This window comes from Microbacterium sp. NPDC064978, assembly GCF_044543605.1.
Taxonomy (GTDB): Bacteria; Actinomycetota; Actinomycetes; order Actinomycetales; family Microbacteriaceae; genus Microbacterium; species Microbacterium meiriae.
Window position 1 is genome coordinate 1,024,240 of the sequence record NZ_JBITWF010000001.1, and the last position, 25,509, is coordinate 1,049,748.

Here is a 25,509-nt window from a genome sequence, read left to right on the forward strand (position 1 = left end):
CCGTCCCACCCGAGGAGAACCATGACCATCCCCGTCCCCTTCGATCCCGACGTGCAGGCCGTGCTCGACGAAATCGCGAAGAACCCGCAGCCCGCCCTCACCCGCGAGACCCTGCCGCGCGACGGCGTCGACCGGATGTTCCCGGACAACGACGCCGTGATCGCCGGCCGGGACATCACCTGGGAGGACCGCGTCATCCCCGGCCCGCCCGGAGCACCGGACATCGAGGTCACGACCTTCCGCCCCGCCGGCTCGGAGACCTCGACGCTCCCCGGCTTCGTGAACATCCACGGCGGCGGCATGATCGTCGGCCACCGCTCCTGGGAGACGGCTCGAGTCGTCGACATCGTCGCGGAGCACGGCGTCGTGGCCGTGAACGTCGAGTACCGCCTCGCTCCGGAGGACCCGTACCCCGCGGGCGTGGAGGACTGCTACGCGGCCTTCGTGTGGACGCACACCCACGCCACGGAGCTCGGCATCGACCCCGCGCGCATCGTCGTGGGCGGCGGCAGCGCGGGCGGGGGCCTCACCGCGGCCGTCGCCCTGCTGGCGCGTGATCGGCGGGGCCCCGTCATGGCCGGGCAGCTGCTGCTGTGTCCCATGATCGACAACACCAACACCACGGTCGCCAGTCGGCAGTACGACGGCATCGGCACCTGGCAGCGCGATATGAACCTCCTCGCCTGGTCGTGCGTCCTCGGCGAGGAGCTCGCCTTCAGCACCGAAGCCCCCGCCTACGCCGCTCCGAGCCGCGCGACGGACGTCTCCGGCCTCCCGCCCGCCTACATCGAGGTCGGAGAGGCGGAGATGTTCCGCGACGAGGACACCGAGTACGCCCTCCGGATCTGGGAGACGGGCGGTCAGGCCGAGCTGCACGTGTGGGGCGGCGGCGCCCACGGCTTCGACATGTACATGCCGGAGGCCGAGATCACCCGCGCCGCCCTCGCCGCGCGCGCCTCCTGGCTGCGACGGATCTGGCGGACCGCCGCATGAGCACGCCGGAGCCGGTGCCCTACGACCCGGAGCTCGTCGCCGGACTCGACGCCTTCGTCGACCTCGTCGAGGTCATCCCGCTGCGCGCGGACACCATCCACGCCAACCGCGATCACTTCGCCACGATCATCCCGCCGATGGCCGTGCAGGCGGAGGGTGGCGCCGTGACCTGGGAGGACCGGGTCATCCCCGGCCCCGTCGGGGCTCCGGACCTCGAGATCACCATCGTGCGCCCGGCGCAGGCGCCCGCAGACCCGGCACCGGCGGTGCTGTCGATCCACGGCGGCGGCATGGTGCTCGGCACGCGTTTCTTCGGCACCGCCGAGCTCATCGACCTCGCCGAGCAGCACGGTGTCGTCGGCGTCGCGGTCGAGTACCGTCTCGCCCCGGAGCACCCCGGACCGGCGCAGGCGGAGGACTGCTACGCGGCACTGGAGTGGATGGTCGCCCACGCCGACGAGCTCGGCATCGACACCTCCCGCGTCATCGCGTCCGGGCAGAGCGCCGGCGGCGGACTCTCGGCGGCGGTCGCGCTACTCTCCCGCGACCGCGGCGGACCACGGCTGGCCGGGCAGCTCCTCGGCTGCCCGATGCTCGACGACCGCAACGAGACCCCGTCGAGCCGGCAGTACGACGGCTTCGGCGCCTGGGACCGGAACAACAACGACACCGCGTGGGACGCGATCGCCGGAGCCGACCGGTTCACCGACCGCGTGTCGCCGTACACGGCACCGGCCCGGGCCACGGATCTGTCGGGACTCGCTCCGGCGTTCATCGAGGTGGGTGCCGCGGAGACCTTCCGCGATGAGGCCGTCGACTACGCGTCGCGGATCTGGGCCACGGGCGGCCAGGCCGAACTGCACGTCTGGGCGGGCGGCTACCACGGCTTCTCCGGGTTCTCCCCCGAGGCCGAGGTCTCGCAGGCCGCGGTGGCCGCACGGGAGAGCTGGCTGCGCCGCGTGCTGCGCCTGGGCGGATGAGTCTCCCGGCGCGCGGTGAGCCCGCGCGGATGGGCACGCTGCGGGCGATGCTGGTGCTCGGCATGCTGGAAGCCTTCGGTCCGCTGTCGATGGACCTCTACCTCCCTCAGCTCCCCCAGCTCGCGGCGTCGCTCGGCACGACCGAGGCCCTGGCGCAGGTGACCATGTCGGCGTGCATGATCGGCCTCGGCCTGGGGCAGCTCGTGGCCGGTCCCCTCAGCGACCGGCTGGGCAGGCGGCTGCCGCTACTGGTCGGCGTCGCGGCGTTCGCGGTGCTCTCCGCGGTGTGCGCGGTCGCTCCGACCATCGAGCTGCTGCTCGTCGCCCGCTTCCTTCAGGGGCTGGCGGGATCGGCAGGCATCGTGATCTGCTTGGCGATCGCCCGCGACCAGTTCGAGGGCATCGAGCTCTCCCGCATGCTCTCGCTGCTGTTCCTCGTCTCCGGCACCGCACCGATCATCGCCCCGGTGGTGGGCGGTCAGCTCGCCCGCATCATGGACTGGCGCGGGATCTTCGGGGTGCTGTCCGGGATCGGCGTCATCCTGCTGCTCGTGGTCGTCTTCCTCCTGCCGGAGACGCTGCGACCGGAGGCGCGCCACGGCGGAGGCCTCCGCGTGCTGCGGGCGCATGCCGGCGCCGTGCTGGGCGACCGGCTCTTCGCCGCGGTCCTGTGCGCCTCCGCCGGTGCGGGCGTGGCGTTCTTCACCTATCTCTCGATGTCGTCGTTCGTGCTGCAGGACGAGTTCGGCCTCAGCCCGCAGAGCTTCAGTCTCGCCTTCGCCGCCGGCGCCCTCGCGAGCATCGTCGGCAGCCAGTCGAGCCGCCTGGTCGTGCGCCGCTTCGGCCCCCTCCGCGTCTACCTCGGCGGGGTCACGGCGACGCTCGTCGCGACCACGACCTTCCTCGTCCTGGCACTCAGCGGGACGGGGGTGGCGGGCGTGGCGGCAGCACTCGTCGGGTTCATGCTGTGCGCGGGCCTCGGCGGCCCGAACGGCCAGACACTCGCCCTCGCGCATCACGGCGCCAGGGCGGGGACGGCGTCCGCGCTGCTCGGCATGTCGTCGTTCCTGTTCGGCCCGGTGCTCGCCCCGGTCGCCGCCGGGATCGGGGGCACGAACGCCGTCACGATGGCGGTCACCATGACCCTGGCCGCCGCCGTCGCGGCGATCGCGGCCTGGGCCTTCGTCCGCCCCGCGGCGCGGGAGTGAGAGCCTCGCACCGGACGGTCAGGCCGCGATGCTCATCGCGACGACCCCGATCGCCATCGCCCAGGATTCCACCGCGAGCAGCCGGGCGGCGCGGCCCCGATGCGCCGTCGTCCGCCACCCTGCGGCGATCGTCCAGGCGACGACGCTGAGAGTGCCGAGGAGGACGAGCGCGCCGAGCGCGCCGCCGAGTCCATGACCCCCGTGCCCCGCGGACGCCACCACGCCTTGACCGACCGATCCCGCCGCGCCGTGGAAGGCGCAGATCGCCATCACGAGCGATCCGAGAGCGCGGTGACAGCAGGGGGCCGCGGACGTCGCCCCGCGGACGCCCATCGTGCCGATCATGCCGGACACGAGCAGCAGGGCACCGATCAGCAGGGCACCCAGCGGCCCGGTCCCGCCCGTCGCCATCAGCAGCATCCCCGCCGCCATCACCACCGCGGCCTGGCGCCCCTGCCACGGCACGGCGCGCCGCGCAGCGAGGCAGGCGCCGGCCGACACGAGCGCCGCCGCCGCCATCAGCAACGATGTTGCCGGGAGCAGGAGGTCCACAGCCGAAGTATATTGATCGTTCGCTCAAAAAAGCGAGGCCGCACTTCATGCGACACAATGAGCACGTGCCCCGCATCGTCGACCATGATGAGCGTCGCCGTCAGATCGCCGACGCGCTGCTCGTCGTCGCTGCCAGAGACGGCCATGAGAGCGTGTCCTCACGGGCGGTCGCCAAGGAGCTCGGCGTCGCGACCGGTTCGCTGTGGCACTACTTCGACGGCTTCGACGACGTCGTCCGCGCCGCGGCGGCCGAGGTCACCCGTCGCACCGACGAGCGCATCGCCGCCGCGACGGACGGACTCCGCGGCCTCACCCGACTGCGGGCCCTGATGGGCGAGGTGCTCCCCGTCGACGAGCGCACTCGCACCGAGGCGCACGTGGTCGTCGGCTTCTGGGGGCGCCTGGCCACCCTCGCCCCGACTCCTGACGCCGGAGCACCGACCCTCGCGACGTGGCAGGGCAGCATCCGCGAGGCGCTGGAGGAGGCGGTGAGCGACGGCGAGCTGCGCCCCGACACCCCCACCGGTGACCTCCTCGCCCTCCTGCGCTCGATCACCTACGGCCAGCAGGTCGTCGAGGTCACGGAGCCGCAGACGCCGGCGGCGCACTTCGCGGTCCTCGACAGCATCCTCGCCCCCTGGCGACGCTGACCTCGACATCGCCCACACGCCACGGTTGTGCGCCCGTGCACGCCGTCGTATCATCGTGCCAACCCGTTTCTTGAGCACTTGCTCGAAAATAGTGAGGTCAACGATGTCCCCGCACTCCCCCCAGCCCGGCTCCCTCGAGCCGATCGCCGTCCCGCACCCGCTCGACCCGCTCACCGGTGCCGAGATCGCCGCCGCCCGCGCCGTGCTCGGCGCGGCCGGCCTGCTGACGGCGACCACCCGCGTGCCGATGCTGCTCCCCGACGAAGCGACGAAGGAAGAACTCGCGGCCTGGCGCCCCGGCTCCGCCATCGACCGCCGTGTCGACGTGACGTTGCTCGACACCGCCACCGGCGTCGCGACCGAGGTGATCGTCTCGATCACCCGTGGCGAGGTCGTGCGGCAGGAGCGAGTGCCGAACGACGCCCCACCGTACGGCCAGCCGCAGTACCTGTTCGAGGAGTACGAGCGGGCCGAGGCCATCGCCAAGGCGTCCCCGGACTGGCAGGCGGCCATGCGGCGGCGGGGCCTGGCGGACCACATGGCCCTCGCCTTCTGCTCCCCCCTGGCCCCGGGCTACACCGGCCGGGCCGACGAGGTGGGCCGCCGCGTGATCCGGTCCCTCACCTTCCTCCGATACGACGAGCAGGATTCCCCGTGGGCCCACCCCGTCGAGGGGCTGATCGTGCACATCGACCTCACCACGGACAGCGTGATCCGCGTCGAGGACGAGGGCGACGTGCCGGTGCCCGCCGGGCACGGCAACTACTACCCGGAGGTGCAGGGCGCGGCACGGACGACGCTGCGGCCCATCGAGATCACCCAGCCGGACGGGCCGAGCTTCGCCGTGTCCGGATCGCTCGTCGAGTGGGAAGGCTGGTCCATGCGTGTGGGCTTCAACGCCCGCGAAGGCCTCGTCCTGCACGACGTGTCGTTCCAGGGGCGCTCCGTGCTGCACCGGGCGAGCGTGCCCGAGATGGTGGTGCCGTACGGCGACACCGCCCCCGGGCGCTTCTGGATCAGCTACTTCGACGCGGGCGAGTACCTCCTCGGCAAGAACGCCAACCACCTGGAGCTCGGCTGCGACTGCCTCGGCGTGATCCGGTATCTCGACGGCTACGTCGCCGACGACCACGGTCACCCGGTGCGCATCCCGAATGTGATCTGCATGCACGAGGAGGACTTCGGCATCCTCTGGAAGCACACCGACCTCTCGGGACGGTCCGACGTGCGGCGCTCACGGCGCTTCGTGGTCTCGTACTTCTCCACGATCGGCAACTACGACTACGGCTTCTACTGGAACTTCGGACTGGACGGCTCCATCGAGGTCGTCGCCAAGGCCACGGGCATCGTGTTCGCCGGCGCCGGGGAGCCGGGCGTCCGTCAGAAGCACGCCACCGAGCTCGCCCCCGGCGTCTTCGCCCCGGTCCACCAGCATCTGTTCTGCGCGCGGCTCGACGTGGCTATCGACGGCCAGGACAACCGCCTCGTGGAGGTCGACGCGCAGCGGGTGCCGATGGGGCCGGACAACCCGTTCGGCAACGCGTTCACCTGGTCGGAGACGGTGCTCGAGACCGAGCACGCCGCCCAGCGTGAGGCCGACTCCTCCGCCGCCCGGGTGTGGGAGGTGCAGAGCGCCTCGCGGACCAACCACGTCGGCCGCCCGACCGCCTACCACCTCGTCCCGGAGCCGACCGCCCTGCTGATGGCCGACCCCGCCTCCTCCGTCGCCGCGCGCGCGGCCTTCGCCACGAAGCACCTCTGGGCGACCCGGTACGAGCACGGGCAGATCTGGCCGGCCGGGCGCTACCCCAACGCGCACCAGGGCGGCGCCGGCCTCCCGGAGTACACGGCCGACGACCGCCGGATCGACGGCGAGGACATGGTGCTGTGGCACACCTTCGGCCTCACGCACTTCCCCCGCCCGGAGGACTGGCCGATCATGCCCGTGGACTACGCGGGATTCTGGTTCAAGCCCTACGGCTTCCTCGACCAGAACCCCGCCATGGACGTGCCGGAGTCCTCGCAGGCGCACGGCGGCGCGACGGCGACGGCCTCCTGCTGCGGCGGCGACTCCTGCGCCTGCGGCCACTGAGCGCTCCCGGGGCCGCTCCGCCGCGCGATCAGTAGCGGGCGGAGAAGGCCCCGTCGGCGTGGAGGAGCTGACCAGAGATCCAGCGCCCCTCGTCCGAGACGAGGAACGAGACGACGGCGGCGATGTCGCCCGGGGTGCCGAGGCGCCCGAGCGGTGTCATCCCGGCGAGGCCGACGCGGGTCTCCTCGTCCATCCATCCGGTGTCGATGGGGCCGGGGTTCAGGACGTTGGCGGAGATGCCGCGCGGACCGAGCTCCCGTGCGGCCGAGATGACGAGCCGGTCCAGCGCCCCCTTGGACGCCCCGTAGGGCAGGTTCCCGGTCACGTGATCGCTCGTGAGCGCCACGATCGCGCCGCCCTCCTCGGCCTGCCGGGCGAAGGCCGCGATGAGGAGCAGGCTCGCCCGCGCGTTCACGGCGACGTGCCGGTCGAAGCTCTCCGCCGAGGTGTCGAGGATTCCGGACTCGACGTCGTGCGCGTGGCTGAGGACGAGCGCGGAGATCGGGCCGTGCGCCTCCGTGACCTCGGCGATCAGGCGCTCCGGTCCGTCCACGGTGGAGAGGTCGGCGGGGTGATCGGCGTCGTCGAGGTCGCTGGTGACGACGGTCCAGCCGTCGGCACGGAGCCGCGGGACGATGCCGGCGGCGATGCTGTTGGCGCGCGCAGCACCGGTGACGAGAACGAGGGGCATGCCCTCACGCTAGCGGGCAGCCCGTCGCGGGTGCGAAAAGGTGCGCCGATCGCTCCCGTCAGGCGCGTCTCTCATCCCTGCCGAGGGGAGAGCGGGTCAGGCGAGGGCGGCGATCGCGTCGCGGAGGATGCCGTCGGCCGCGGCCAGCGCCTCAGCGGCGGCCTCGGCGGAGGCGCCCGTCGCGAGCAGGAGCAGCGCGAGCTTGACGGAACCGTCCGCGGCCTGCAGCGCGGCGGACGCGGCGTCGACGTCCACACCCGCGAGCTGCGACACCGTGCGGATCGAGCGCGCGTGCAGCTTCTCGTTCGTGGCCAGCAGGTCGACCATGACCCCGCGGTACGTCTTGCCGAGCTTGATCATCGAGAGCGTCGTCAGCATGTTCACGACGAGCTTCTGCGCCGTGCCGGACTTCAGCCGCGTGGAGCCCGAGATGAACTCCGGCCCCGTGACGACCTCGATCGCGATGTCGGCCTCCGCGCCGATCGCCGACCCCGCGTTCGAGGCGATCGCCACCGTGAGAGCGCCGAGGCCCCGGGCGTACCGCAGCCCGCCGACGACGTAGGGCGTACGGCCGGATGCCGAGATGCCCACCACCGTGTCCCGCTCGGTGAGGTCGAGGTCGCGCAGGGCGAGGGCCGCGGCCTCATCATCGTCCTCCGCGTTCTCCACCGCCGAGCGGATGGCCGTCTCCCCGCCGGCGATGAGTCCGACCACCATCGACGGGTCGGTGCCGAAGGTGGGCGGGCACTCGCTCGCGTCGAGCACGCCGATGCGACCTGCCGTGCCCGCACCGATGTAGATGAGGCGACCGCCGCGTCGGAAGCGCTCCGTGATGCCGTCCACCGCCGCCGCGATCTCCGCCGTGCGACCCGCCACGGCCTCGGGCACCCGACGGTCCTCGGCGTTCATGCGCTCGACGAGCTCAGTGGTGCTCAGCAGGTCGAGATCGCCCCGCTCGGTGGACGAGGCCTCGGTGTCCAGGCCCGCGAGCTCGGCGAGAAGGGTGGTCAGACGGGGGTCATTCGGCACGGTGCACGAACCTTTCATGGGGGAGGTCGAGGCGACGGGTCAGCAGCAGGGCCCCGTCCATGGCGCCGCCTCGCGCGGGGAGGACCCGACGGCCGCTCCCGTCGAGCGCGCGTGTGAGGGCGGCGCGGAATCCGTCGTGGTCGGTGAGGCCGCCGTGCAACGCGACGTCCGCGGTCGGCCCGGCGGCCGCAGCGGTCGTCGCAGCGAGGAGCCGGACGGCCTCGTCGACGATCCCGCGGGCGACGGGATCGTCGTCTGCGGCGGCGGCGAGCACGAGGGGCGCGAGGGTCGCGAGGCGGCGGGCGAGAGCTCCGTCGGCGGCGAGCCAGGCCTGCACGGCCGAGGGCGGGCCGACGGGGGCGGCGAGCGCCGCGGTGAGAGCGGTGGGCGCGGCCAGCCCGTCCTGGGCACGGAGCACGGCGCGCAACGCCTCGCGGCCGAGCCAGGATCCGCTGCCGAAGTCGCCCAGCTCGGGGCCCCAGCCGTCGACCAGACGCGCACCGGAAGGGTCGACGCCCAGGGCCACGGCTCCGGTGCCGGCGATGAGCAGCACGCCGGCCGCGCCGTCGAGAGCGCCCGCATGGGCGGTGACCACGTCCGACGCCACGGCCACGCGCGCTCCGGTCCGTGCGGCGAGCGCGGCGGCGAGTTCCGCGGCCGCCTCCGGGGCGAACCAGGCGCCGGCCGCCCCCACGCCGAGCGTGTCGATGCGCTCGACACCGTCGAGCAGCGGGAGAATCGCGGTGAGCGCCGCCTCCACTCCGCCCGCCGCGGCGAGGCCCGGCGCTCCGATCCCGGAGCGCTCCCCGGCCGTCGCGCCGTGCACGACGAGGCGGCAGCGGGACTTGCCGAGGTCGACCGTGGCGGTCGTCTCGCTCATCGGCACTCCTCGGATCCGGCGGAAAGAAAGAAAAGCGACTACACAACACGTAGACTCGCTGAAAAGAATTTACCATCCCGTTCCGCCGTTCCGGAGGATACCGTGAGCATCCAGTCCACGATCGAAGCCACCGCTGCGACCCTGCCCCCGTCGCTGGCGCGCGTCGCGGCCGCTGTGCGGGAGAACCCGACCCTCGTGATCGACAAGACGATCAGCGAGCTCGCCGAGGAGTGCCGCACCTCGGTCGCCTCCGTCGTGCGGTTCTGCCGCGCGATCGGCTTCACCGGATACGCGCCGCTGCGGATGGCCCTGGCCACCGAGCTCGGCAAGGAGGCCGCGCAGTTCTCCGCCCGCGGCGCCTACGGCTCGGAGATCTCCGACGAGGACTCTCTGGAGGAGGCGGTCTCCAAGCTCGCGGCCCTGGAGCTCCTCGCCATCGAGGAGACCGTCGGCCAGCTCGACTTCGCTGTGCTGACCGCAGCCGTCGCCGCTATCGACGGCGCCGACCGGATCCTCCTCTACGGCATCGGCGCCAGTCAGTTCGTCGCGGAGGACCTCGCGCACAAGCTCCTCCGCGTCGGCCGCAACGCCCACGTCCTCGCCGACCCCCACGAGGCGATCGCCGCCGCGGTCCTGCCCGTCAGGACCACCGTCGCCATCGGGTTCTCGCACGCGGGGTCGACGATCGAGACGGTGCGGTTCCTCGAAGCCGCCGTCGCCAACGGCGCGACGACCGTCGCCGTCACCTCCGTGAAGGACTCCCCTCTCGCCCAGGTCGCCGACCATGCCCTGTTCACCGAGGTGCGCGAGTCGACCTTCCGTGCCGGGGCGATGGTGAGCCGGATCGCGCAGCTCGCCCTCGTGGACTGCCTGTTCATCGGCGTCGCCAAGCGGCGGTACGCCGAGACCGTCGACGCCCTGCAGCGCACGCGTCAGGCGACGCGCCTCCTCCGCGACTGACGTCGCCGCCGAGCGCCGGTGCGTCAGCGGACCGCGGCATCGGGAGCGGTCAGGGCGTCGGCCCGCGGCGCGTGACCGCCCATCGTCCCCGCCGTGCGCAGGAACACGATGATCCAGCTGAAGATCAGCACGGCCGCGATGAGCTCGACCGCCGTGAGGTTGTAGTAGCCGACAGCGAAGAACGCCCCGAGCAGCACGATGACCAGCACGTACGTCCAGCCGAGGCCGACGAAGACGCGCGGGATGCTGCGCACGAACCACGGCAGACCGACGACGACCACCGCGAACACCACCACCATGCCCGTCGCGACGGTGTTGTGCAGACCGAAGAACTCGTCGACGGGGAAGATCCCGACGCACGCGAGGAAGATGCCCATCAGGATGAGCCCGCCGCGCACGATGGTCCGGCCACGGCGGTCGACCGGGTCGTCGACAGGCAGCCCCGCCGTCGCATAGCGCGAGATGGTCGTCACCATGATCCCCGCGATGACGAGGGTCACGTTGAAGGCCACCGAGGCGCTGTTGCTGCTCATGCCCAGCGCCGACAGGTTGTCGCGCCACCAGTGCACGTCACTGGAGGCCAGCATCGCCGCGAACGCCCCGACGACGAGGAACACCGCCAGGACCAGCGACAGCACGGTCGGCGTCAGAGCGACGGCGCTGAGGAAGGCGACGTAGCCCGTGAGCGCGAACGCCACGGCGACCAGGATCGCTCCGGGGAACGCGAAGACGGGGGCGTCCACGAAGCTCTGCTCCAGCAGCTGCGCGATCCCCAACCAGCCGAGGTAGGCGATCGCGGCGTGCGCGAAGGCGATGGCGGCGAGGTCGTACCAGCGCAGGCGGTCGCCGGGGACCGCGAATCCGTCCCTGGCGCGGGTGGGGTCGGGCTCCGGAACCCGCACAGCGAGCCGCCCCAGGGCGAAGGCGAGCGCCGCCGCGATCGCGCCGCCGTAGGCCGCGAACATACCGATCGAGCCGGTGCCGCTGATCGAGAGCTCCCGCCCCCAGAACACCGGCAACGCCACGAGGAACCCGACGAGGAGGAACGCCGCACCGACGATCAGCGCCGTCGCCTCGAACACCGCGTCGGAGGTGGCGGGTCCGCGCACCTGGCGGAGCACCTGCCGGATCCGCTGCGTCACCGTCGACATCATCCCGCCGTTCACGGACCACATCCTAGACGGCACCCCCGCAGGATCGTCGCCGGTGGTAGCATCACGGAACGGATCGTATACAACGTCGTCGTTCCCACCAGCCCGAGGTGATCAGTCATGAACGGTGCCCTCACCACCCCCGCCGAATCGGTGTCCACGCTCGTCGCGCGCAACATCAGCGAGTTCCGCGCCGCCGTCTCCGAGTCGTTCGTCCCGCTGCAGGTGTCCACCGCGGGCGCCGACCAGTTCCGCGGCGTGATCCGCGGCGCCGCCGTCGACGAGGTGCACGTCAACGACATCCGCGCGACCTCGCACGTCGTCGAGCGCACCACCGAGCTCATCGCCCGCGGGGACCGCTCGTACTTCAAGGTGAGCCTGATGCTCGCCGGGACGGGGCTGCTCATCCAGGACGACCGCGAGGCCGTGCTGCAGCCCGGCGACCTCGCCGTCTACGACACTGATCGGCCGTACTCCCTCGTCTTCGACCAGGACTTCCGCACCATGGTCGTCATGTTCCCGAAGCACCTGATCAGCCTCCCGCCGGACATGATCGGGCAGCTCACGGCCGTCCGCATCTCGGGTCAGGAAGGGCTCGGCGGCATGGTCGTGCCGTACCTGACGCAGCTCGCCGGCAACCTCGACGAACTCGCCGGCACGACGGGAGCCCGGCTCGCGCACAGCGCCCTCGACCTCGTGACCACCGTCTTCACACGGGAGCTCGGCCTCGACCAGGTCTCCGCCGACCCGCACCGTGCCCTCATGCAGCGGATCCGCTCGCACATCGACCGCAACCTCGCCTCCACGGACCTCGGACCGGCCTCCATCGCCGCCGCGCACTTCATCTCCACCCGCCACCTGCACGGACTGTTCCAGGAGCAGGGGGTGACCGTGTCGACGTGGATCCGCACCCGCCGCCTCGAGCAGTGCCGCCGCGACCTCCTCGACCCGATGCTCGCCGACCGCCCCGTCGCCGCCATCGCCGCCCGCTGGGGCTTCGTCGACGCGGCGCATTTCAGCCGCGCGTTCAAGACCGCCTTCGGCGTCTCCCCCAGCGAGTACCGCGCCACCCACTGACCCTGTTGTTCCCGCGCCCGCCCCGCCCCGCCCCCGCGGGATCGAAACCGCCCCGCCAACGCTCGCCCCGCGCACGTTCCTGATCCCGCGCCTCCACCCCCGCCCCGCGTGCGGGATCAAGAACGCACCCCACTCCCGTCGGGCAGGGGCACTTTCGACCCCGCACCGACGAGCGGCACGCCGTGCGCGGGAGACACGACTCCCGCGCGCCAGAGGACACGACTCCCGCGCCCCAGAGGGCACCGCGCCCGCGTGCGGGATCAGGAACGCACCCCACACGCGTCCGGCAGGGGCGTTTTCCGTCCCGCGCCGGGGCGGCCGCAGGCGGGACGCCCGTGCGGGATCAGGAACGCACCCCACTCGCGTCCGGCAGGGGCGGTTTTGATCCCGCACGGGGGCCAGGGGCGGATCCAGCGACGGAACCGGTACGGGGCCCCGCGGGGACGGGACTTGCCCGGGAGGGCACGCCGGTTGACTCTCGGTGCGAGATGGACTCCGCGCGCTTGAGGGGTCCCCCGGTGCGGCCGGAGCATGAGGCAAGCGCATCGCGACGACGCGGTGCCCGGGGCGACGAGGCCCCGCCGTGTGCGACGTCAGGACCCTCATGACCGACATCTCCGCCGACCCCGCTCTGGACGAATGGCGCACGTACGACGAGTTCGCCGCGGGCATCGACACGTTCCGCCTGCCGAACACGATGCTCGCCGGAACCGCGCTCACGCTCACCCTCGACGACGACACCACGCTCGCGCTCCGCTTCGACGAGGACTCCGTGGCCTGGGAGGGCCTGGGCTCCTCCGGTAGCGACCCGTACGACGCCGTCCGCGTGCGCGACGACGTCGTCTTCGTGAACATCCCCTTCGAGACCCGCGAGCGCGAAGCCCTCACCGTCGTCTTCTCCACCAAGACCCACCGCGCCACCGTCATCCGCTCCCGCATCGCCGCCGAGGCCGTCGAGGGCACCCCGCAGGTGGGGCAGGACTTCTGGGCCGCGACCACCGACGCCGGACCCGCGACCGGCGAGGTCCCCGGTCCGAGCCGCGACCTCATCGGCAAGCGGAACATCTACCGCTACAGCCCCCACCACCTGTACGAGCACGTCTACGTCTCCAGCCAGCGCTACGCGTGGCAGTGCCTCGAGGGCGTCCAGCGCGGTCACGGCGACATGGACCTCTCCACGGTGTGGAAGTTCGCGGACGGCCTCTACCTCTTCTGCTTCCGCGAGTTCCGGATCGCGGTGGCGAGCGTCTGGCTCCACGACCTCGGCTACCAGCTCATGACGACGGGGATCTTCCTCGGACTCAACGGCGACGGCGAGTCCGAGCACTCCCGCGCCGGCGGACACATCTACCCGCTGGGCGCCGTCGCCTACCCCGACGCACAGCCCGCCTGACCTTCGACCCTTCGACCCTTCGACAGGCTCAGGGACCCAGACGGGCTCAGGGCCCTTCGACAGGCTCAGGGATCCAGACGGGCTCAGGGCCCTTCGACAGGCTCAGGGACCCAGACGGGCGCAGCGACCCACCACGGAAAGAGAGCACATGAGCAACGCAGACCTGATCCGCGACCACTACGCCGCCAACGACCGCGGCGACCTGGACGGCATGCTCGCGCCCTTCGCGGCCGACATCGAGTGGACCGAGGCCGCCGGATTCCCCTACGCCGGAACGTACATCGGCCCGGACGCGGTCGCCGAGAACGTCTTCGGCCGCATCCAGGAGGAGTGGGACGACTACACCGTCGCGATAGACGAGGTCGTCGACGGCGGCGACGTCGTGGTCGGCATCGGCACCTACTCCGGCACCTACAAGCGCACCGGGCGGTTCTTCGCCGCCCGGGTGGCCCACGTCTGGCGTGTGGCGGGCGGCGAGATCGTCGCCTTCGAGCAGTTCACCGACACGGAGCTCGTGAACCGCGCCCTGCGCGCGCCGTCGACGAGCACCGAGACCCAGCCTTCGAGCTGACAGCACGACCCGAACAGGAGAGGCAGGAAGCACATGAACAGACGAGCATCCGGCGCCGCGGCGATCATCGCCGTGGCCGCCCTCGCTCTCGCCGGCTGCGCCGGCGGCGACGGAGCCGGGGGCGACGGTGCCCCCATCGTCGTCGGCTCCGTGAACACGATCAGCGGCCCGGCGACGTTCCCGGAGGCCTCGCAGGCGGCTGCCGCCGTCTTCGACGCGTTCAACGAGGACGGCGGCCTCGACGGCCGCACGATCGAGTACAAGATGCTCGACGACAAGGGCGATCCCGCCACGGCCACCGCCTCGGCGCGGGAGATCGTGGGCAGCGACGAAGCCGTCGCGCTCGTGGGCTCCGCGAGCCTCATCGAGTGCGAGATCAACGCGAAGTACTACGAGCAGGAGGGCATCCTGTCGGTGCCCGGCATCGGCGTCGACACGGGCTGCTTCGACAGCGAGAACATCTCGCCGGCGAACGTCGGCCCGTTCAACGACATGACCCTCACGCTGCAGTACGGCTCCGAGGTGCTCGGACTCGACGACATCTGCATCCTGCTGGAGATCGCCGGCTCCACCCGCCCGACCTACCAGGCCGCGATCGACAAATGGACCGAGATCACGGGCAAGGAGCCGAAGTACGTTGACGACACCGTGCCGTACGGCGCCTCCGACTACACGCCCTACATCGTCAAGGCGCGGGACCAGGGCTGCAAGGCCCTCGCGATCAACCCGGTCGAGCCCGACGCGATCGGACAGGTCAAGGCGGCGAACGCGCAGGGCTGGGACGACGTGACCTGGCTCTACCTCACGAGCGTCTACAGCGAGAACTTCGCCGACGCGATCGACGACGCGGGCGCCGGCATCTACGTCCCCGCCGAGTTCTACCCGTTCACGGACGACAGCGACATCAACGCGGACTGGCGGACGCTGATGGAGGAGAACGACATCCCCCTCACCTCGTTCAGCCAGGGTGGCTACCTCGCGGCGACGTACTTCATCGAGGTGCTGAAGAGCATCGACGGCGACATCACCCGGGAGAGCGTCTCCGAGGCGCTGAAGGGCATGGACCCGATCGAGAACCCGATGGTGGGCACGCCCTACGCCTTCGGCACGCAGAACACCGCGGGCTGGCCGATCATCCTGAAGTCGGGCACGAACGCCTGGGAGAAGGTCGCCGACGACTGGCTCCGGATCGGCGAATAGTCCCCGCGCTTCGACAGGCTCAGCGACCCACGCCGGGTCCCCGCGCTTCGACAGGCTCAGCGACCCACGCCGGGTCCCTGAGCCTGTCGAAGGGCCCTCACCAGAAAGGACGCCTGATGCTCCAAGGCGCCATCGCCGGACTCGCCGCCGGCGGCCTCTACGCCGTCCTCGGCGTCTGCCTCACCCTCATGTCACGCCTCGTGCGCGTCGTGAACTTCGCCCAGGCCGCGACCGGCATGTTCGGCGCGTTCACCGCCGTGTGGTTCGTGCGCGAGATCGGACTGCCCATCTGGCTCGGCTCGATCCTCGGCGTCCTCGTCGCGGGCCTGCTCGCCGCGGCCATCGGCTTCATCGCCGCGACCTGGCTGTCGGAGGCCTCGACGACGACCCGCTCCGCCATGACGGTCGGCCCGCTCCTGCTGCTCATCTCGCTATCGTTCATCCTGTTCGGCAACAAGCCGCAGCCGTTCACCCCGATCATCGCCGGCCCCGCGTTCTCCTTCGGCGGCGTGGTCATCAGCCAGGTCACCGTCGCGACGGTGGCGATGGCCGTCGTCACCGCCGTCGCCGTCCGCATCGTGCTGCGCCGCACCAGGGTCGGCACCCAGCTGCGCGCGCTGTCGGAGCGGCCGACCACGGCGGAGCTGCTCGGCATCCGCTCCCGGCCGCTGTCGATCGCCGTCTGGTTCGTCACCGGGATCATCAGCGCCATCGCGATCATCATCGTCGCGCCCTCGCAGTCGAACGATGCCACGAGCCTGTCCATGCTCATCGTCCCCGCTGCGGCGGCCGCGCTCCTGGGCGGCTTCCGCCGGCTCGACCTCGCCGTCGTCGGCGGGCTGCTCCTCGGCGTCCTCGGCGGACTCGTCGCGCAGATCGACGAAGTGGCGCTCGTGCGCAACTTCCTGCCGTTCCTGTTCATCGTCGTCCTGCTGCTCTGGACGCAACGCAAGGAGGTGTGGGATGCCGCTCGCTGACCGCCCCTGGTTCCGGATCACCTGGCCGTTCGCCGTCGCCGTCGTCGGCATCGGCGTGGGCGCGCTCCTCAGCGCCGCCCTTCCCGGCTACTTCGTCTTCCTCGCGATCAGCGCCGTCACGGCCGCGATCGCGATCCTCGGCCTCGGCATCGTCACCGGCTCGGCCGGGATGATCGCCCTGTGCCAGCTGACCTTCGCCGCGGTCGGGGCGTGGATCGTCTCCCTGCTGAACGTGATGCAGGCGCCCGGCGGCTTCCTCGTCTGGCTCGTGCTCGGCGGCGTCGCGGCCGGCCTCGTCGGCATCCTCGTCGGCCTCCCCGCCCTGCGGCTGCGCGGCGTGAACCTCGCCGTCGTGACGCTCGGATTCGCGGCCGCGGCGGACGTCACGCTCGTGCAGATCCAGTTCCCCGGCTCCGCGGACGGCATCGCGATCGAGCGGCCCGCGCTGTTCGGCAGTGACCGGGAGTTCTTCTTCCTCTCCATCGTCGTGCTCGCCGTCTGCGGCCTGGCGGTGTTCTTCCTGCAGCGCGGACGCTGGGGCGCCAGCTGGAAGGCCGTCGCATTCTCCGAGCGGGGCACGGCCGCGGCCGGGCAGAGCGTGCGCACCGCGAAGCTCACGGCGTTCGCGGTGTCGGCGGCCCTCGGCGGCATCTCCGGCGGGCTGCTCGCCGGACAGGTGCAGCTCCCCTTCGCCTCGAGCTTCACACCACTGCAGTCCCTCGCCCTGTACGTGCTGGCGATCATGTCCGGCGCGCACCTCATCGACATGGCCATCTTCGGCGGACTGCTCTGGGTGCTCGTGCCGGAGCTGCTCAAGCGCTGGGGCGTGCCGCAAGACTGGGGCTTCGTGGTGTTCGGCGTGCTGGGCGTCCAGGCCCTCACGAGCGGCACGAACCTCGGCCAGGGCATCCGCAACCTCCTGTACCGGCGGGCCGACCGGCGCACGGCCACCGCGGAGCTCACGGCGCTCCCGCCGGACGCGGGAGCCGATGCGACGGCGATCACCACGACCACGACGGCCACCGTCGACGAGGCCGCCCTCGACGGCGCCCCGGTGCTCACGGTCGACGGGCTGACCGTGCAGTTCGGGGCGCTCAAGGCCCTCGACGACGTCTCGTTCACCGTGCCCGCCGCCTCGATCATGGGGCTCATCGGTCCGAACGGCGCCGGGAAGTCGACCTTCGTCGATGCCATCAGCGGGTTCCTCCCCCAGCACGAGGGCCGCGTGCTCCTCGGTGACCGCGACCGCGCCGGGCTCTCCCCCACCCGGCGCGCCCGCCTCGGACTGCGACGGACCTTCCAGCAGGACCGCGTCCCTCCGGCGCTCACGGTGGGCGGCTATGTGCGCTTCGTGGCCCGGCGGCGCCTCGCCGCGGCGGACATCGACGAGGTCCTCGCGTTCTTCGGGTGCCCGCCGGCCCGGGCGCGCCTCTCGAGCGTCGACGTCGGCACCCGGCGGCTCGTGGAGGTCGCGGCGAACGTCGCCGCCCGCCCGCGCCTGCTCATCCTCGACGAACCCGCCTCCGGCCTCTCGCACGAGGAGCATCTGGCGCTCGCGGCTCGCCTCCGCGAGCTCCCCGGGCGCTACGGTGTGGCCCTCATCATCATCGAGCACGATCTGGACCTCGTCCGCTCGGTGTGCCCGACCCTCACGGTCCTCGACTTCGGCCGCGTCCTGGCGAGCGGCCCGCAGGCCGAGGTCCTCGCGAACCCCGACGTCGTCAAGGCGTACATGGGAGAGACGGAGCTGCTGAAATGAGCGAACTGGTGCTCGACGGGGTGACGGTGAGCCGCGGCGCCGGGCCGGTCATCTCGGACGTCTCGCTGCGGGTGACAGGCGGCGAGGTCCTGGCGCTGGTCGGCCCGAACGGCGCCGGCAAGACGAGTCTGATCGAGGCGGTGTCCGGCGTGACACCGCACTCGGCCGGGTCGATCCTCCTCGACGGGGATCCGATCGACCGGCTCTCCCGCGTGGCGCGAGCCCGACGCGGCATCGTGCACATCGAGCAGGGGCGCGCCGTGTTCCCCTCGCTGACCGTGCGCGAGAACCTCTCCCTCACGGCACGCACCGCCGGGGAGATCGAGGCCGTGCTGGCGCAGTTCCCGGAGCTCGAGAAGCGCATCGACTCCCTCACGGCGCTGCTGTCGGGTGGGGAGCAGCAGATGGTGGTGCTGGCACGGGCGTTCGCGGCGAAGCCCCGGGTGCTGCTCATCGACGAGATGTCCCTGGGCCTCGCGCCGGTGGTGTTCCTGCGCCTGATGCCGATCGTGTCGTCGATCGCGGAGTCGGGGGTGGCGGTGCTGCTGGTGGAGCAGTTCACGCAGCTCGCACTCGGTCTCGCGCAGGAGGCGGTGGTCGTCGCCGGCGGCCGCGTGTCGTTCCAGGGCGCCCCGCAGGCCCTCCAAGACGACCCCGCCCTCCTCCACCGCGCCTACCTCGGGGGCTGACTCCCCGTCGACCCACCCCGTTGCGTTCCTCCCGGCCCCGTGCGTACGTGCGCAGGGGGCCGGGGCGCGCGAAAGGGGGTGGGTCGGCGGCGTGGGGGTTAGCCTGAGGGAGTGACCGAGATCCTCCACGCCCGCGCCGCCCTCCTCGACATGGACGGGACCCTCGTCGACTCGACCGCCGTCGTGGAGCGCCTCTGGCTCGCCTGGGCGGAGCCGCACGGGATCGATCCGGAGACCGTGCTCCGCACCGTCCACGGGCGGCAGGGACATCAGAGCATGGCGATCCTGCTCCCCGAGCGCGACCACGCGATCAACCTCCGCGAGAACGAGGTCATGCTCGCGACCGAGGCCTCCGACGTGGACGGTGTGATCGGCATCCCGGGTGCCGAGGACCTGCTCGCCGCGCTGCAGCCGTTCCCGCACGCCGTGGTCACCTCGGCCAACGTCGCCCTCATGACCGCGCGGATGGGCCAGGCCGGGCTCACGGTCCCCGAGCTGGCCGTCACGGCGGAGAACGTCTCCGCCTCGAAGCCCGATCCGGAGGGCTTCCTCCTCGCCGCCCGCACGCTCGGCATCGACCCCTCGGACTGCGTCGTGTTCGAGGACTCCGGCGCCGGGATCCAGGCCGCCCACGCCGCGGGCATGCGCGTGATCGGCATCGGCCCGCACGCCGCAGCCCACGCCCCGACCGCGCACGTCGACGACCTCACGCACGTCGCCGTGGTCGCGACCGACGACGGCTTCGAGCTCCGCATCGACTGAGGCGCGACAGCCGCCGCTCGACCCTGACCCCGCGCTACATCCCGGCGTGGTCGAAGGCGATGGTCGGCACGTCGACCACGTGCGACCCGCCGTCCGCCACGATCACGGCGCCGGTGATGTACGACGACTCCCCCGACCCGAGGAAGCGGACGACCGAGGCGATCTCGGCGGGCCGCGCGGGGCGGCGCAGCGGCACATCGGCGGTGACCGTCGCGTACCCCTCCTCGCGGGAGCCGAGGCCGGCATGCGCGGCGAACTCGTCCATCTCCTCGTCGGCCATCGGCGTCTGCACCCACCCGGGGCAGATCGCGTTGACGCGGACGCCGTGGCGCCCGTAGTCGCGCGCGAGCGTCCGCGTGAGGCCGATGAGCGCGTGCTTGCCGACCGTGTATCCGGCCACCGACGGCCCCGCGAAGAGTCCGGCCAGCGACGAGACGATCACCACCTGCCCCTTGGCCTCGATCAGCGCCGGCAGCGCCTCGCGTGCCATCACGAACGCGGTGGTGAGGTTGGCGCGGATCGCCGCGTCCCAGCTCGCGTCGTCGGTCTCGGCGACCGGCGAGAAACCGTGTCCCCCGGCGTTCGCGACGAGGACGTCGATCCGGCCGAACCGCGCGAGGATCTCGGCGATCGCGGCCTGCGCCGACGCGGTGTCCGCCGCATCGGCGACGACGGGCAGGGCTCCGACCGCGCGCTCGACCTCGTGCAGCGGCTCCGGCCGGCGGCCCACCACGACGACGTGCGCCCCCTCGGCCGCGAACCGCTCCGCGACCGCTGCGCCGATGCCCGTGCCGCCTCCGGTGATGACGACGACGCGTCCGGAGACGCTCGATCCGACCACGGTTGCCATGTGTGCTCCTGTGTGTTCTGCGCGCGTGCGCGGTGGGGCCGGACGCGGTCGCGTCAGGCGGGGAATCCCGACCGGGCGGTGTACCCGAAGTCGCTGAGGAGGGTGGTGCCGTTCACGGCCCGGCTCCGTGGGGAGAGGAGGTAGGCCACGTGCCCGGCGACCTCGTCGGCGCTCTGCACGGGGAAGGCGGGGTCGGCGAAGGCCTCCGAGCCGAGATCCCCGCGGCTCATCGGAGTGTCGACGATGGACGGTGCCACCGCGTTCACCCGCACCCCGGTGCCGGCGAGGTCGACCGACAGCGCCCGCCCGAACTGCACGAGCGCCGCCTTCGACGCGGCGTAGGGAGCCATGCCCGGCGAGGCCACGACCGCCGAGTCGCTCGCGAGCAGCACGACGGACCCCGCGGCGGACTCCCGGAGCGCCGGGATCGCGTGCTTGAGCACGAGGAACGCGCCGGTGACGTTGACCGCGAGGACGCGGTTCCACTCCTCCAGTGCGGTCTCGTCGATCGGCGTCCCCACCGGGCCGGAGATCCCGGCGCAGCAGACCACGGCGTCGAGACCGCCCAGCGCTCGGACACCCGCGCCGACCGCGGCGGCCACCTGCTGCTCATCGGTGACGTCGGCGGCGAGCAGCACCGGATCGGCGCCGGCGTCCTCGGCGGCGTCCCGGAGCGCAGCCGCATCCCGATCGAGCAGCGCGACCCGCACCCCCTCGGCGGCGAGCGCCCGGGAGACGGCACGGCCGATGCCGCGGGCGGCCCCCGTGACGAGGGCCGTCGTGCCGTCGAGCTGCAGGTCCATCGCGTCCTCCGACCGCGGCCCGGCGCCGCGCGGCGCCGACGAGACAGCGGTGTCGTCCCGGTCATCCTGCTCCGCGGGGCGGAGGGGCCGCACGCCCACCGGCGGGGTGTGCGCGGTGGCACCATCGTCCTTCGCTCACGGTCAAGCGCCGGATCGAGGCGGCGAGCAGACTCGCTCTATCGACGATTCCCCTCGTCGTCGATGCCGTGTCCGCACGGCCGTCACCCGAGCAAAGGAGCCGACGTGGCAGAGCAGACCTCCGCACCCACGACGCCGCACCACACCTCCCTCCGCCCCGGCGCCCTCGGCGTCGCCGGCATCGTCTTCCTCGTCCTGGCCGCCGTCGCGCCGCTGACCGGGATCGTCGTCGTCGCCTCCCTCGCCATCGCCCTGGGCAACGGCGGCGGCACCCCGATGTCGTTCTTCCTCGTCGCGGCCATCCTGCTGCTGTTCGCGATCGGCTACGCCCAGATGTCGAAGCAGCTCGTGAACGCGGGAGGCTTCTACGCCTTCGTCGTGAAGGGCCTCGGCCGCACCGGCGGACTCGTCGCGGGCCTCATCGCGACGCTCGGCTACAACTTCTTCGTCGTCGGCACGATCGGCACCAGCGGCTTCTTCATGCAGACGATCATCCGCGACCTCACCGGACTCGACGTGCACTGGCTCGTCTGGGGCCTGCTGTCGATCATCGTCTGCTTCGTCCTCGCCCGGATCGGCGTCGACTTCAGCTCGAAGATCCTCGGCGTGTGCCTCGTGCTCGAGGTGCTCATGCTCGTCGTGTTCGACGTCTCCGTGCTCGTGCAGACAGGGTACGACGTCGCCGCGTTCAGCCCGGAGGCCGTGTTCTCCGGCTCGCTGCCCATCGGCCTGCTGCTCGCGGCGACCGGCTTCCTCGGGTTCGAGGCCACTGCGCTCTTCAGCGAGGAGGCCAAGCAGCCGCTGCGCACGATCCCGCGGGCGACCTACACCTCGATCATCGCGATCGGCGTGATCCTCGGCGTCACGACCTGGGCCGTGGTGAGCGCGACCGGCGTCGCACAGGCGCAGGCCACGGCCCTGGAGCACCTGCCCACGGGCGACCTCATCTTCTCGCTCTCGCAGCAGTACCTGGGCGGCCCGCTCACGACCGTGATGATGGTGCTGCTCCTGGTGAGCCTGTTCGCGGCGATGCTCGCGTTCCACAACTCGGCCACCCGCTACCTGTACTCGCTGGGTCGCGCGAAGATCCTCCCCCAGGCCCTCGCCCGCACCCGCCCGAACGGTGCCCCGCAGCTCGCGGGCATCGTGCAGGCCGGCTTCGCAGCGATCGTGGCGATCCTGTTCGCCCTCGCCGGCGCCGACCCCATCGTCACGCTCGTGCCCGCGATGCTCGGCTTCGGCACCCTCAGCGTGCTGATCCTGCAGGGGCTCGCGGCGATCTCGATCGTCGTGTACTTCCGGCGCCGGAACGACCCGCGGTGGTGGAGCACGTTCATCGCGCCGGGCATCGGCTTCCTCGGCATCGCGGCCATCTCGATCCTGGCGATCGTGAACTTCAACATCGTGGCCGGCTCCGAGGAGCTCGCGATCCGCCTGATGCCGCTCCTGCTCGTGCTCGCGCTGATCGGCGGCATCGTCTACGCCGCCTACCTCCGCCGTGCCAAGCCCGCCGTCTATGACGGCCTCGCCACCGACCTGGAGCGGTTCAGCGACCGCTGACGCCCGCGCCGACCCCGTTCCCCGAAGGAAGGAATCCCCATGACGACCCTCAACCCCGCCGACACCTCCACCTGGCTGCCATTGGAAGGCCTCGCGCCCGGTTTCGACGCCAACAAGGCCCCGCACAGCACCGCGCTCAGCGGTCGCGAGATCGCTGTCGTCGACGCCCGCGGCACCCGCATCGTCCACCGCTTCGACGACTCGACGGTCGCCTGGGAGTACCAGCCCGGCGCCGAGGACCCCACGGAGGCCGCGTCCGACACCGACGACTACGAGGCGTTCGAGGTCGACGACGAGCTCTACTTCGTGCAGTTCCACCACCGCTACCTCCCGAACGAGGCGGTCTCGCTCGTGCTCGATCTGCGGCACGGACGCTCCCTCGCGGTGATCTCCGAGATCCTCCCCGCGCCCGAGCAGGGCCGCACCCGCGTGCAGCACCACTTCGCCCCGGGCACCATCGAGGGCGCCGCGGTCACCGGTGCCGAGGCCGCACCCACGACCACGCTCATCGGCCGCCGCGTCGAGTGGGTCTACAGCGAGGAGCACGCCTACGAGCACGTGTACCTCTCCCCGCGCTGGTACTCGTGGCAGTGCCTCGCCGGTCCCGAGCGCGGGCTCGCCGACACCGACGAGAACAGCGTGTGGGAGGTGCGGCCCGGGATCTACGTCTTCGCGTGGCGCGAGAAGGTGATCCCGTGCGCCTCGGTGACGATCGCCGACCACCGCGACGTGAACGCGATCCGCTCCCACGGCGTGCTGTTCGGCCTGGACGAGAGCGGTGAGGTGCCGACGCACTTCACGTTCGGCGCGCACGGCCGCCTGCTGTCGACCACCCACCACACCCCGTCGCTCGAGCCCGCGACCTTCGGAGACGCCTGACATGACCGACGTCGCCGACCTCATCGTCACCGGTTCCGTGATCCGCACGTCGGACCGCGCCCGTCCGTGTGCCGAGGCCTTCGCCGTGCGCGACGGACGGATCCTCGCCGTCGGGGACCGCGCCGACGTGGAGGCGTTCCGCGGTCGCCGCACGCGGCTGGTCGAGGTCGGCGACGCGGCGGTCTATCCCGGGTTCGTCGACGTGCACAACCACCACGCGCTCGCCGGACGGACCGAGCTCTTCGAACTGTCGCTGGCCCCTTCCCTCACGCTCGACGAGATCCTGGACCGGGTGCGGGAGAAGGCGCAGACCCTGCCCGAGGACGCCTGGATCGTCGGCGGCGCCGTGGCCACGACCCTGCTTCCCACCCTCGCCAACACCGCCACGCGGTTGCGTCTCGACGAGGCAGCGGGCGGACGGCCGGTGGCGCTCATGGAGGACTCCCGCCACAACCGGTGGGCCAGCACCCGGGCGCTGGAGCTGGCCGGCATCACGGCGGACAGCATCCCGACCTCCGGGGTGACGCTGCTCGACCCCGACGACGGCACCCCCACCGGCGTACTCCTGGAAGCCGCCGGCATCCCGGTGCAGGAGGCGTACGACCGCAGCGGCGGACTCACCGCGGAGCAGCACGCGGCCGCCTCCCGTCGCGGAATCGAGCTGCTGAACTCGTTCGGGATCACGGCGTTCCAGGACGCGGGGGTCTCCGTCGACATCCTCGCCGCGCTCGCCGGACTCGACCGCGCCGACGAGCTGCACGCCTGGGTGGTCTCCTCGCTCCTCATCAACGACGAGATCTTCGGGTTCGACCCCATCGGCGCTCCCCTGCTCGACCGCGGCGAGGAGTTCCGCACGCCGCACCACCGTCCCGACTTCGTGAAGATCTTCCTCGACGGCGTCCCGCCCGCCCGCACCGCCTCGTTCCTCGACCCGTATCCGGCGGATCCGGTGCACGGGGCGCACTTCCACGGCGAGACGACCATGACCCTCGACGAGCTCACCGACTGGCTGCGGGCCGTCGCCGCCCGCGGTCTCGGGGCCAAGGTGCACTGCACCGGCGACGGGTCCGCACGCCTCGTCCTGGACGCCGCCGAGCGCCTGCGCGCGGACGGATTCACGACGCCGGTGCAGATCGCGCATGGGCAGTTCCTCGCGGAAAGCGACATCCCCCGACTCGCGGCGCTGGACGTCTCCGCCGACATCTCCCCGTTCATCTGGTACCCGGGCGTCATCCCCCAGGCGCTGGCGGACGTGCTGGGCGAGCGTGCCGAGCACTCGCAGCCCAACCGCGCACTCCTCGACGCCGGGGCCCTCGTGTCCGGCGGCTCGGACTGGCCGGTGAGCGAGTCGCCGAACACGCTCGAGGGCCTGCAGGGGCTCGTGACACGCGCCGATCCGCTCGGTCGGGCCGCGGGCACGCTCTGGCCGGAGCAGGCGATCTCGGCCGAGGAGGCGCTGGAGGTCTTCACGATCAACGCCGCGACGGCGATGGGGCTCGGCGCCGAGACCGGGTCCCTGACCCCCGGCAAGTCGGCCGACTTCGTGATCCTGGAACGGGATGCGATCGGCGGACCGGCGGAGGAGATCGTGCACACCGAGGTCGTCTCGACGTGGTTCGCCGGGCGCCCGGTGCACGAGCGCTGAGCGCGCCGCGCCGTACGATG

The 25,509-nt window shown here is 72.0% G+C and carries 24 protein-coding genes; 17 read left to right on the top strand and 7 right to left on the bottom strand.

From position 1 onward, the window contains the following. Positions 1-21 precede the first annotated feature (21 nt). From ACIGJI_RS05195 to ACIGJI_RS05205, 3 genes are read left to right on the top strand one after another with little or no spacing between them, the layout of a single operon-like run. Positions 22-993, top strand: a complete 972-nt coding sequence (locus ACIGJI_RS05195; RefSeq protein ID WP_363445715.1) for an alpha/beta hydrolase — start codon at positions 22-24, stop codon at positions 991-993. Continuing rightward, positions 990-1,973, top strand: coding sequence for an alpha/beta hydrolase (locus ACIGJI_RS05200; protein WP_366244466.1), 984 nt, complete (start codon positions 990-992; stop codon positions 1,971-1,973). Before ACIGJI_RS05195 ends, ACIGJI_RS05200 begins: the two co-directional genes overlap by 4 nt. Beyond that, a complete protein-coding gene (locus tag ACIGJI_RS05205; RefSeq protein WP_363445711.1) occupies positions 1,970-3,181 on the top strand; it encodes a multidrug effflux MFS transporter in 1,212 nt (403 codons plus the stop codon). The genes ACIGJI_RS05200 and ACIGJI_RS05205 overlap by 4 nt, the downstream gene beginning before the upstream one ends. An 18-nt stretch (positions 3,182-3,199) precedes the next feature. Here the strand turns inward: ACIGJI_RS05205 and ACIGJI_RS05210 are convergent, their stop codons facing one another. Beyond that, positions 3,200-3,733 carry a hypothetical protein gene (locus ACIGJI_RS05210; RefSeq protein ID WP_363445709.1) on the bottom strand — a complete coding sequence of 178 codons (534 nt, stop codon included), beginning with the start codon at positions 3,731-3,733 and terminating at the stop codon, positions 3,200-3,202. Between the two features lie 65 nt (positions 3,734-3,798). Here ACIGJI_RS05210 and ACIGJI_RS05215 point away from each other — a divergent pair, with 65 nt between their 5' ends. Both ACIGJI_RS05215 and ACIGJI_RS05220 read left to right on the top strand, forming a co-directional pair. Then, positions 3,799-4,383: a TetR/AcrR family transcriptional regulator gene (locus tag ACIGJI_RS05215; protein WP_363445707.1), complete on the top strand. Its 585-nt coding sequence runs from the start codon at positions 3,799-3,801 to the stop codon at positions 4,381-4,383. A 103-nt stretch (positions 4,384-4,486) separates the two neighbouring features. Then, positions 4,487-6,475, top strand: a complete 1,989-nt coding sequence (locus ACIGJI_RS05220) for a primary-amine oxidase (RefSeq protein ID WP_363445705.1) — start codon at positions 4,487-4,489, stop codon at positions 6,473-6,475. A gap of 28 nt (positions 6,476-6,503) precedes the next feature. Here ACIGJI_RS05220 and ACIGJI_RS05225 read toward each other — a convergent pair whose 3' ends face one another. The 3 genes from ACIGJI_RS05225 to ACIGJI_RS05235 form a co-directional block, all read right to left on the bottom strand. After that, positions 6,504-7,166 (bottom strand): SDR family oxidoreductase, encoded by a 663-nt coding sequence (locus tag ACIGJI_RS05225; RefSeq protein ID WP_363445703.1) that lies wholly within the window; start codon positions 7,164-7,166, stop codon positions 6,504-6,506. Between the two features lie 96 nt (positions 7,167-7,262). Further along, on the bottom strand, positions 7,263-8,195 hold the full coding sequence (gene murQ, locus ACIGJI_RS05230) for an N-acetylmuramic acid 6-phosphate etherase (RefSeq protein ID WP_363445701.1): 933 nt from the start codon (positions 8,193-8,195) through the stop codon (positions 7,263-7,265). Beyond that, a complete protein-coding gene (locus ACIGJI_RS05235) occupies positions 8,185-9,075 on the bottom strand; it encodes a BadF/BadG/BcrA/BcrD ATPase family protein (RefSeq protein WP_363445699.1) in 891 nt (296 codons plus the stop codon). The genes murQ and ACIGJI_RS05235 overlap by 11 nt, the downstream gene beginning before the upstream one ends. Before the next feature lie 102 nt (positions 9,076-9,177). On the opposite strand from ACIGJI_RS05235, the gene ACIGJI_RS05240 reads away from it, so the two are divergent. Further along, complete coding sequence (locus ACIGJI_RS05240) at positions 9,178-10,035, top strand: MurR/RpiR family transcriptional regulator (protein WP_363445697.1); 858 nt, start codon at positions 9,178-9,180, stop codon at positions 10,033-10,035. Positions 10,036-10,058: 23 nt separating this feature from the next. Here ACIGJI_RS05240 and ACIGJI_RS05245 read toward each other — a convergent pair whose 3' ends face one another. Further along, complete coding sequence (locus ACIGJI_RS05245) at positions 10,059-11,201, bottom strand: DUF998 domain-containing protein (RefSeq protein ID WP_363445695.1); 1,143 nt, start codon at positions 11,199-11,201, stop codon at positions 10,059-10,061. Between the two features lie 105 nt (positions 11,202-11,306). Between ACIGJI_RS05245 and ACIGJI_RS05250 the strand changes: the two genes are divergently transcribed. From ACIGJI_RS05250 to ACIGJI_RS05285, 8 genes are all read left to right on the top strand, one after another. Further along, positions 11,307-12,263 (top strand): helix-turn-helix domain-containing protein, encoded by a 957-nt coding sequence (locus ACIGJI_RS05250; protein ID WP_187663531.1) that lies wholly within the window; start codon positions 11,307-11,309, stop codon positions 12,261-12,263. A 604-nt stretch (positions 12,264-12,867) separates the two neighbouring features. Beyond that, a complete protein-coding gene (locus ACIGJI_RS05255; protein ID WP_363445693.1) occupies positions 12,868-13,656 on the top strand; it encodes a MoaF C-terminal domain-containing protein in 789 nt (262 codons plus the stop codon). A gap of 148 nt (positions 13,657-13,804) precedes the next feature. Beyond that, positions 13,805-14,227, top strand: coding sequence for a nuclear transport factor 2 family protein (locus ACIGJI_RS05260; RefSeq protein WP_187663529.1), 423 nt, complete (start codon positions 13,805-13,807; stop codon positions 14,225-14,227). Between the two features lie 33 nt (positions 14,228-14,260). Then, positions 14,261-15,427 (top strand): ABC transporter substrate-binding protein, encoded by a 1,167-nt coding sequence (locus ACIGJI_RS05265; RefSeq protein ID WP_187663528.1) that lies wholly within the window; start codon positions 14,261-14,263, stop codon positions 15,425-15,427. 116 nt (positions 15,428-15,543) lie between these two features. Beyond that, positions 15,544-16,404, top strand: a complete 861-nt coding sequence (locus tag ACIGJI_RS05270) for a branched-chain amino acid ABC transporter permease (protein ID WP_101846949.1) — start codon at positions 15,544-15,546, stop codon at positions 16,402-16,404. Continuing rightward, positions 16,391-18,163 carry an ATP-binding cassette domain-containing protein gene (locus ACIGJI_RS05275; RefSeq protein WP_363445689.1) on the top strand — a complete coding sequence of 591 codons (1,773 nt, stop codon included), beginning with the start codon at positions 16,391-16,393 and terminating at the stop codon, positions 18,161-18,163. Before ACIGJI_RS05270 ends, ACIGJI_RS05275 begins: the two co-directional genes overlap by 14 nt. Next, a complete protein-coding gene (locus ACIGJI_RS05280; protein WP_363445687.1) occupies positions 18,160-18,852 on the top strand; it encodes an ATP-binding cassette domain-containing protein in 693 nt (230 codons plus the stop codon). The genes ACIGJI_RS05275 and ACIGJI_RS05280 overlap by 4 nt, the downstream gene beginning before the upstream one ends. A gap of 111 nt (positions 18,853-18,963) precedes the next feature. After that, positions 18,964-19,614 carry an HAD-IA family hydrolase gene (locus ACIGJI_RS05285; RefSeq protein WP_363445685.1) on the top strand — a complete coding sequence of 217 codons (651 nt, stop codon included), beginning with the start codon at positions 18,964-18,966 and terminating at the stop codon, positions 19,612-19,614. A gap of 34 nt (positions 19,615-19,648) precedes the next feature. On the opposite strand, the gene ACIGJI_RS05290 is transcribed toward ACIGJI_RS05285, so the two are convergent. Beyond that, entirely contained in the window at positions 19,649-20,464 is an 816-nt protein-coding gene (locus ACIGJI_RS05290; RefSeq protein ID WP_259952053.1) for an SDR family NAD(P)-dependent oxidoreductase, read from the bottom strand. A 53-nt stretch (positions 20,465-20,517) separates the two neighbouring features. After that, positions 20,518-21,366: an SDR family NAD(P)-dependent oxidoreductase gene (locus ACIGJI_RS05295; RefSeq protein ID WP_363445681.1), complete on the bottom strand. Its 849-nt coding sequence runs from the start codon at positions 21,364-21,366 to the stop codon at positions 20,518-20,520. A gap of 144 nt (positions 21,367-21,510) precedes the next feature. Between ACIGJI_RS05295 and ACIGJI_RS05300 the strand changes: the two genes are divergently transcribed. Genes ACIGJI_RS05300 through ACIGJI_RS05310 form a run of 3 tightly spaced genes read left to right on the top strand, consistent with a single transcriptional unit; the run spans position 21,511 to position 25,489 of the window. Continuing rightward, positions 21,511-22,965 (top strand): APC family permease, encoded by a 1,455-nt coding sequence (locus ACIGJI_RS05300; protein ID WP_363445679.1) that lies wholly within the window; start codon positions 21,511-21,513, stop codon positions 22,963-22,965. A gap of 39 nt (positions 22,966-23,004) precedes the next feature. After that, on the top strand, positions 23,005-23,844 hold the full coding sequence (locus tag ACIGJI_RS05305; RefSeq protein ID WP_268777130.1) for a molybdenum cofactor biosynthesis F family protein: 840 nt from the start codon (positions 23,005-23,007) through the stop codon (positions 23,842-23,844). A gap of 1 nt (position 23,845) precedes the next feature. Beyond that, entirely contained in the window at positions 23,846-25,489 is a 1,644-nt protein-coding gene (locus ACIGJI_RS05310; protein WP_366244462.1) for an amidohydrolase, read from the top strand. Positions 25,490-25,509: the final 20 nt, after the last annotated feature.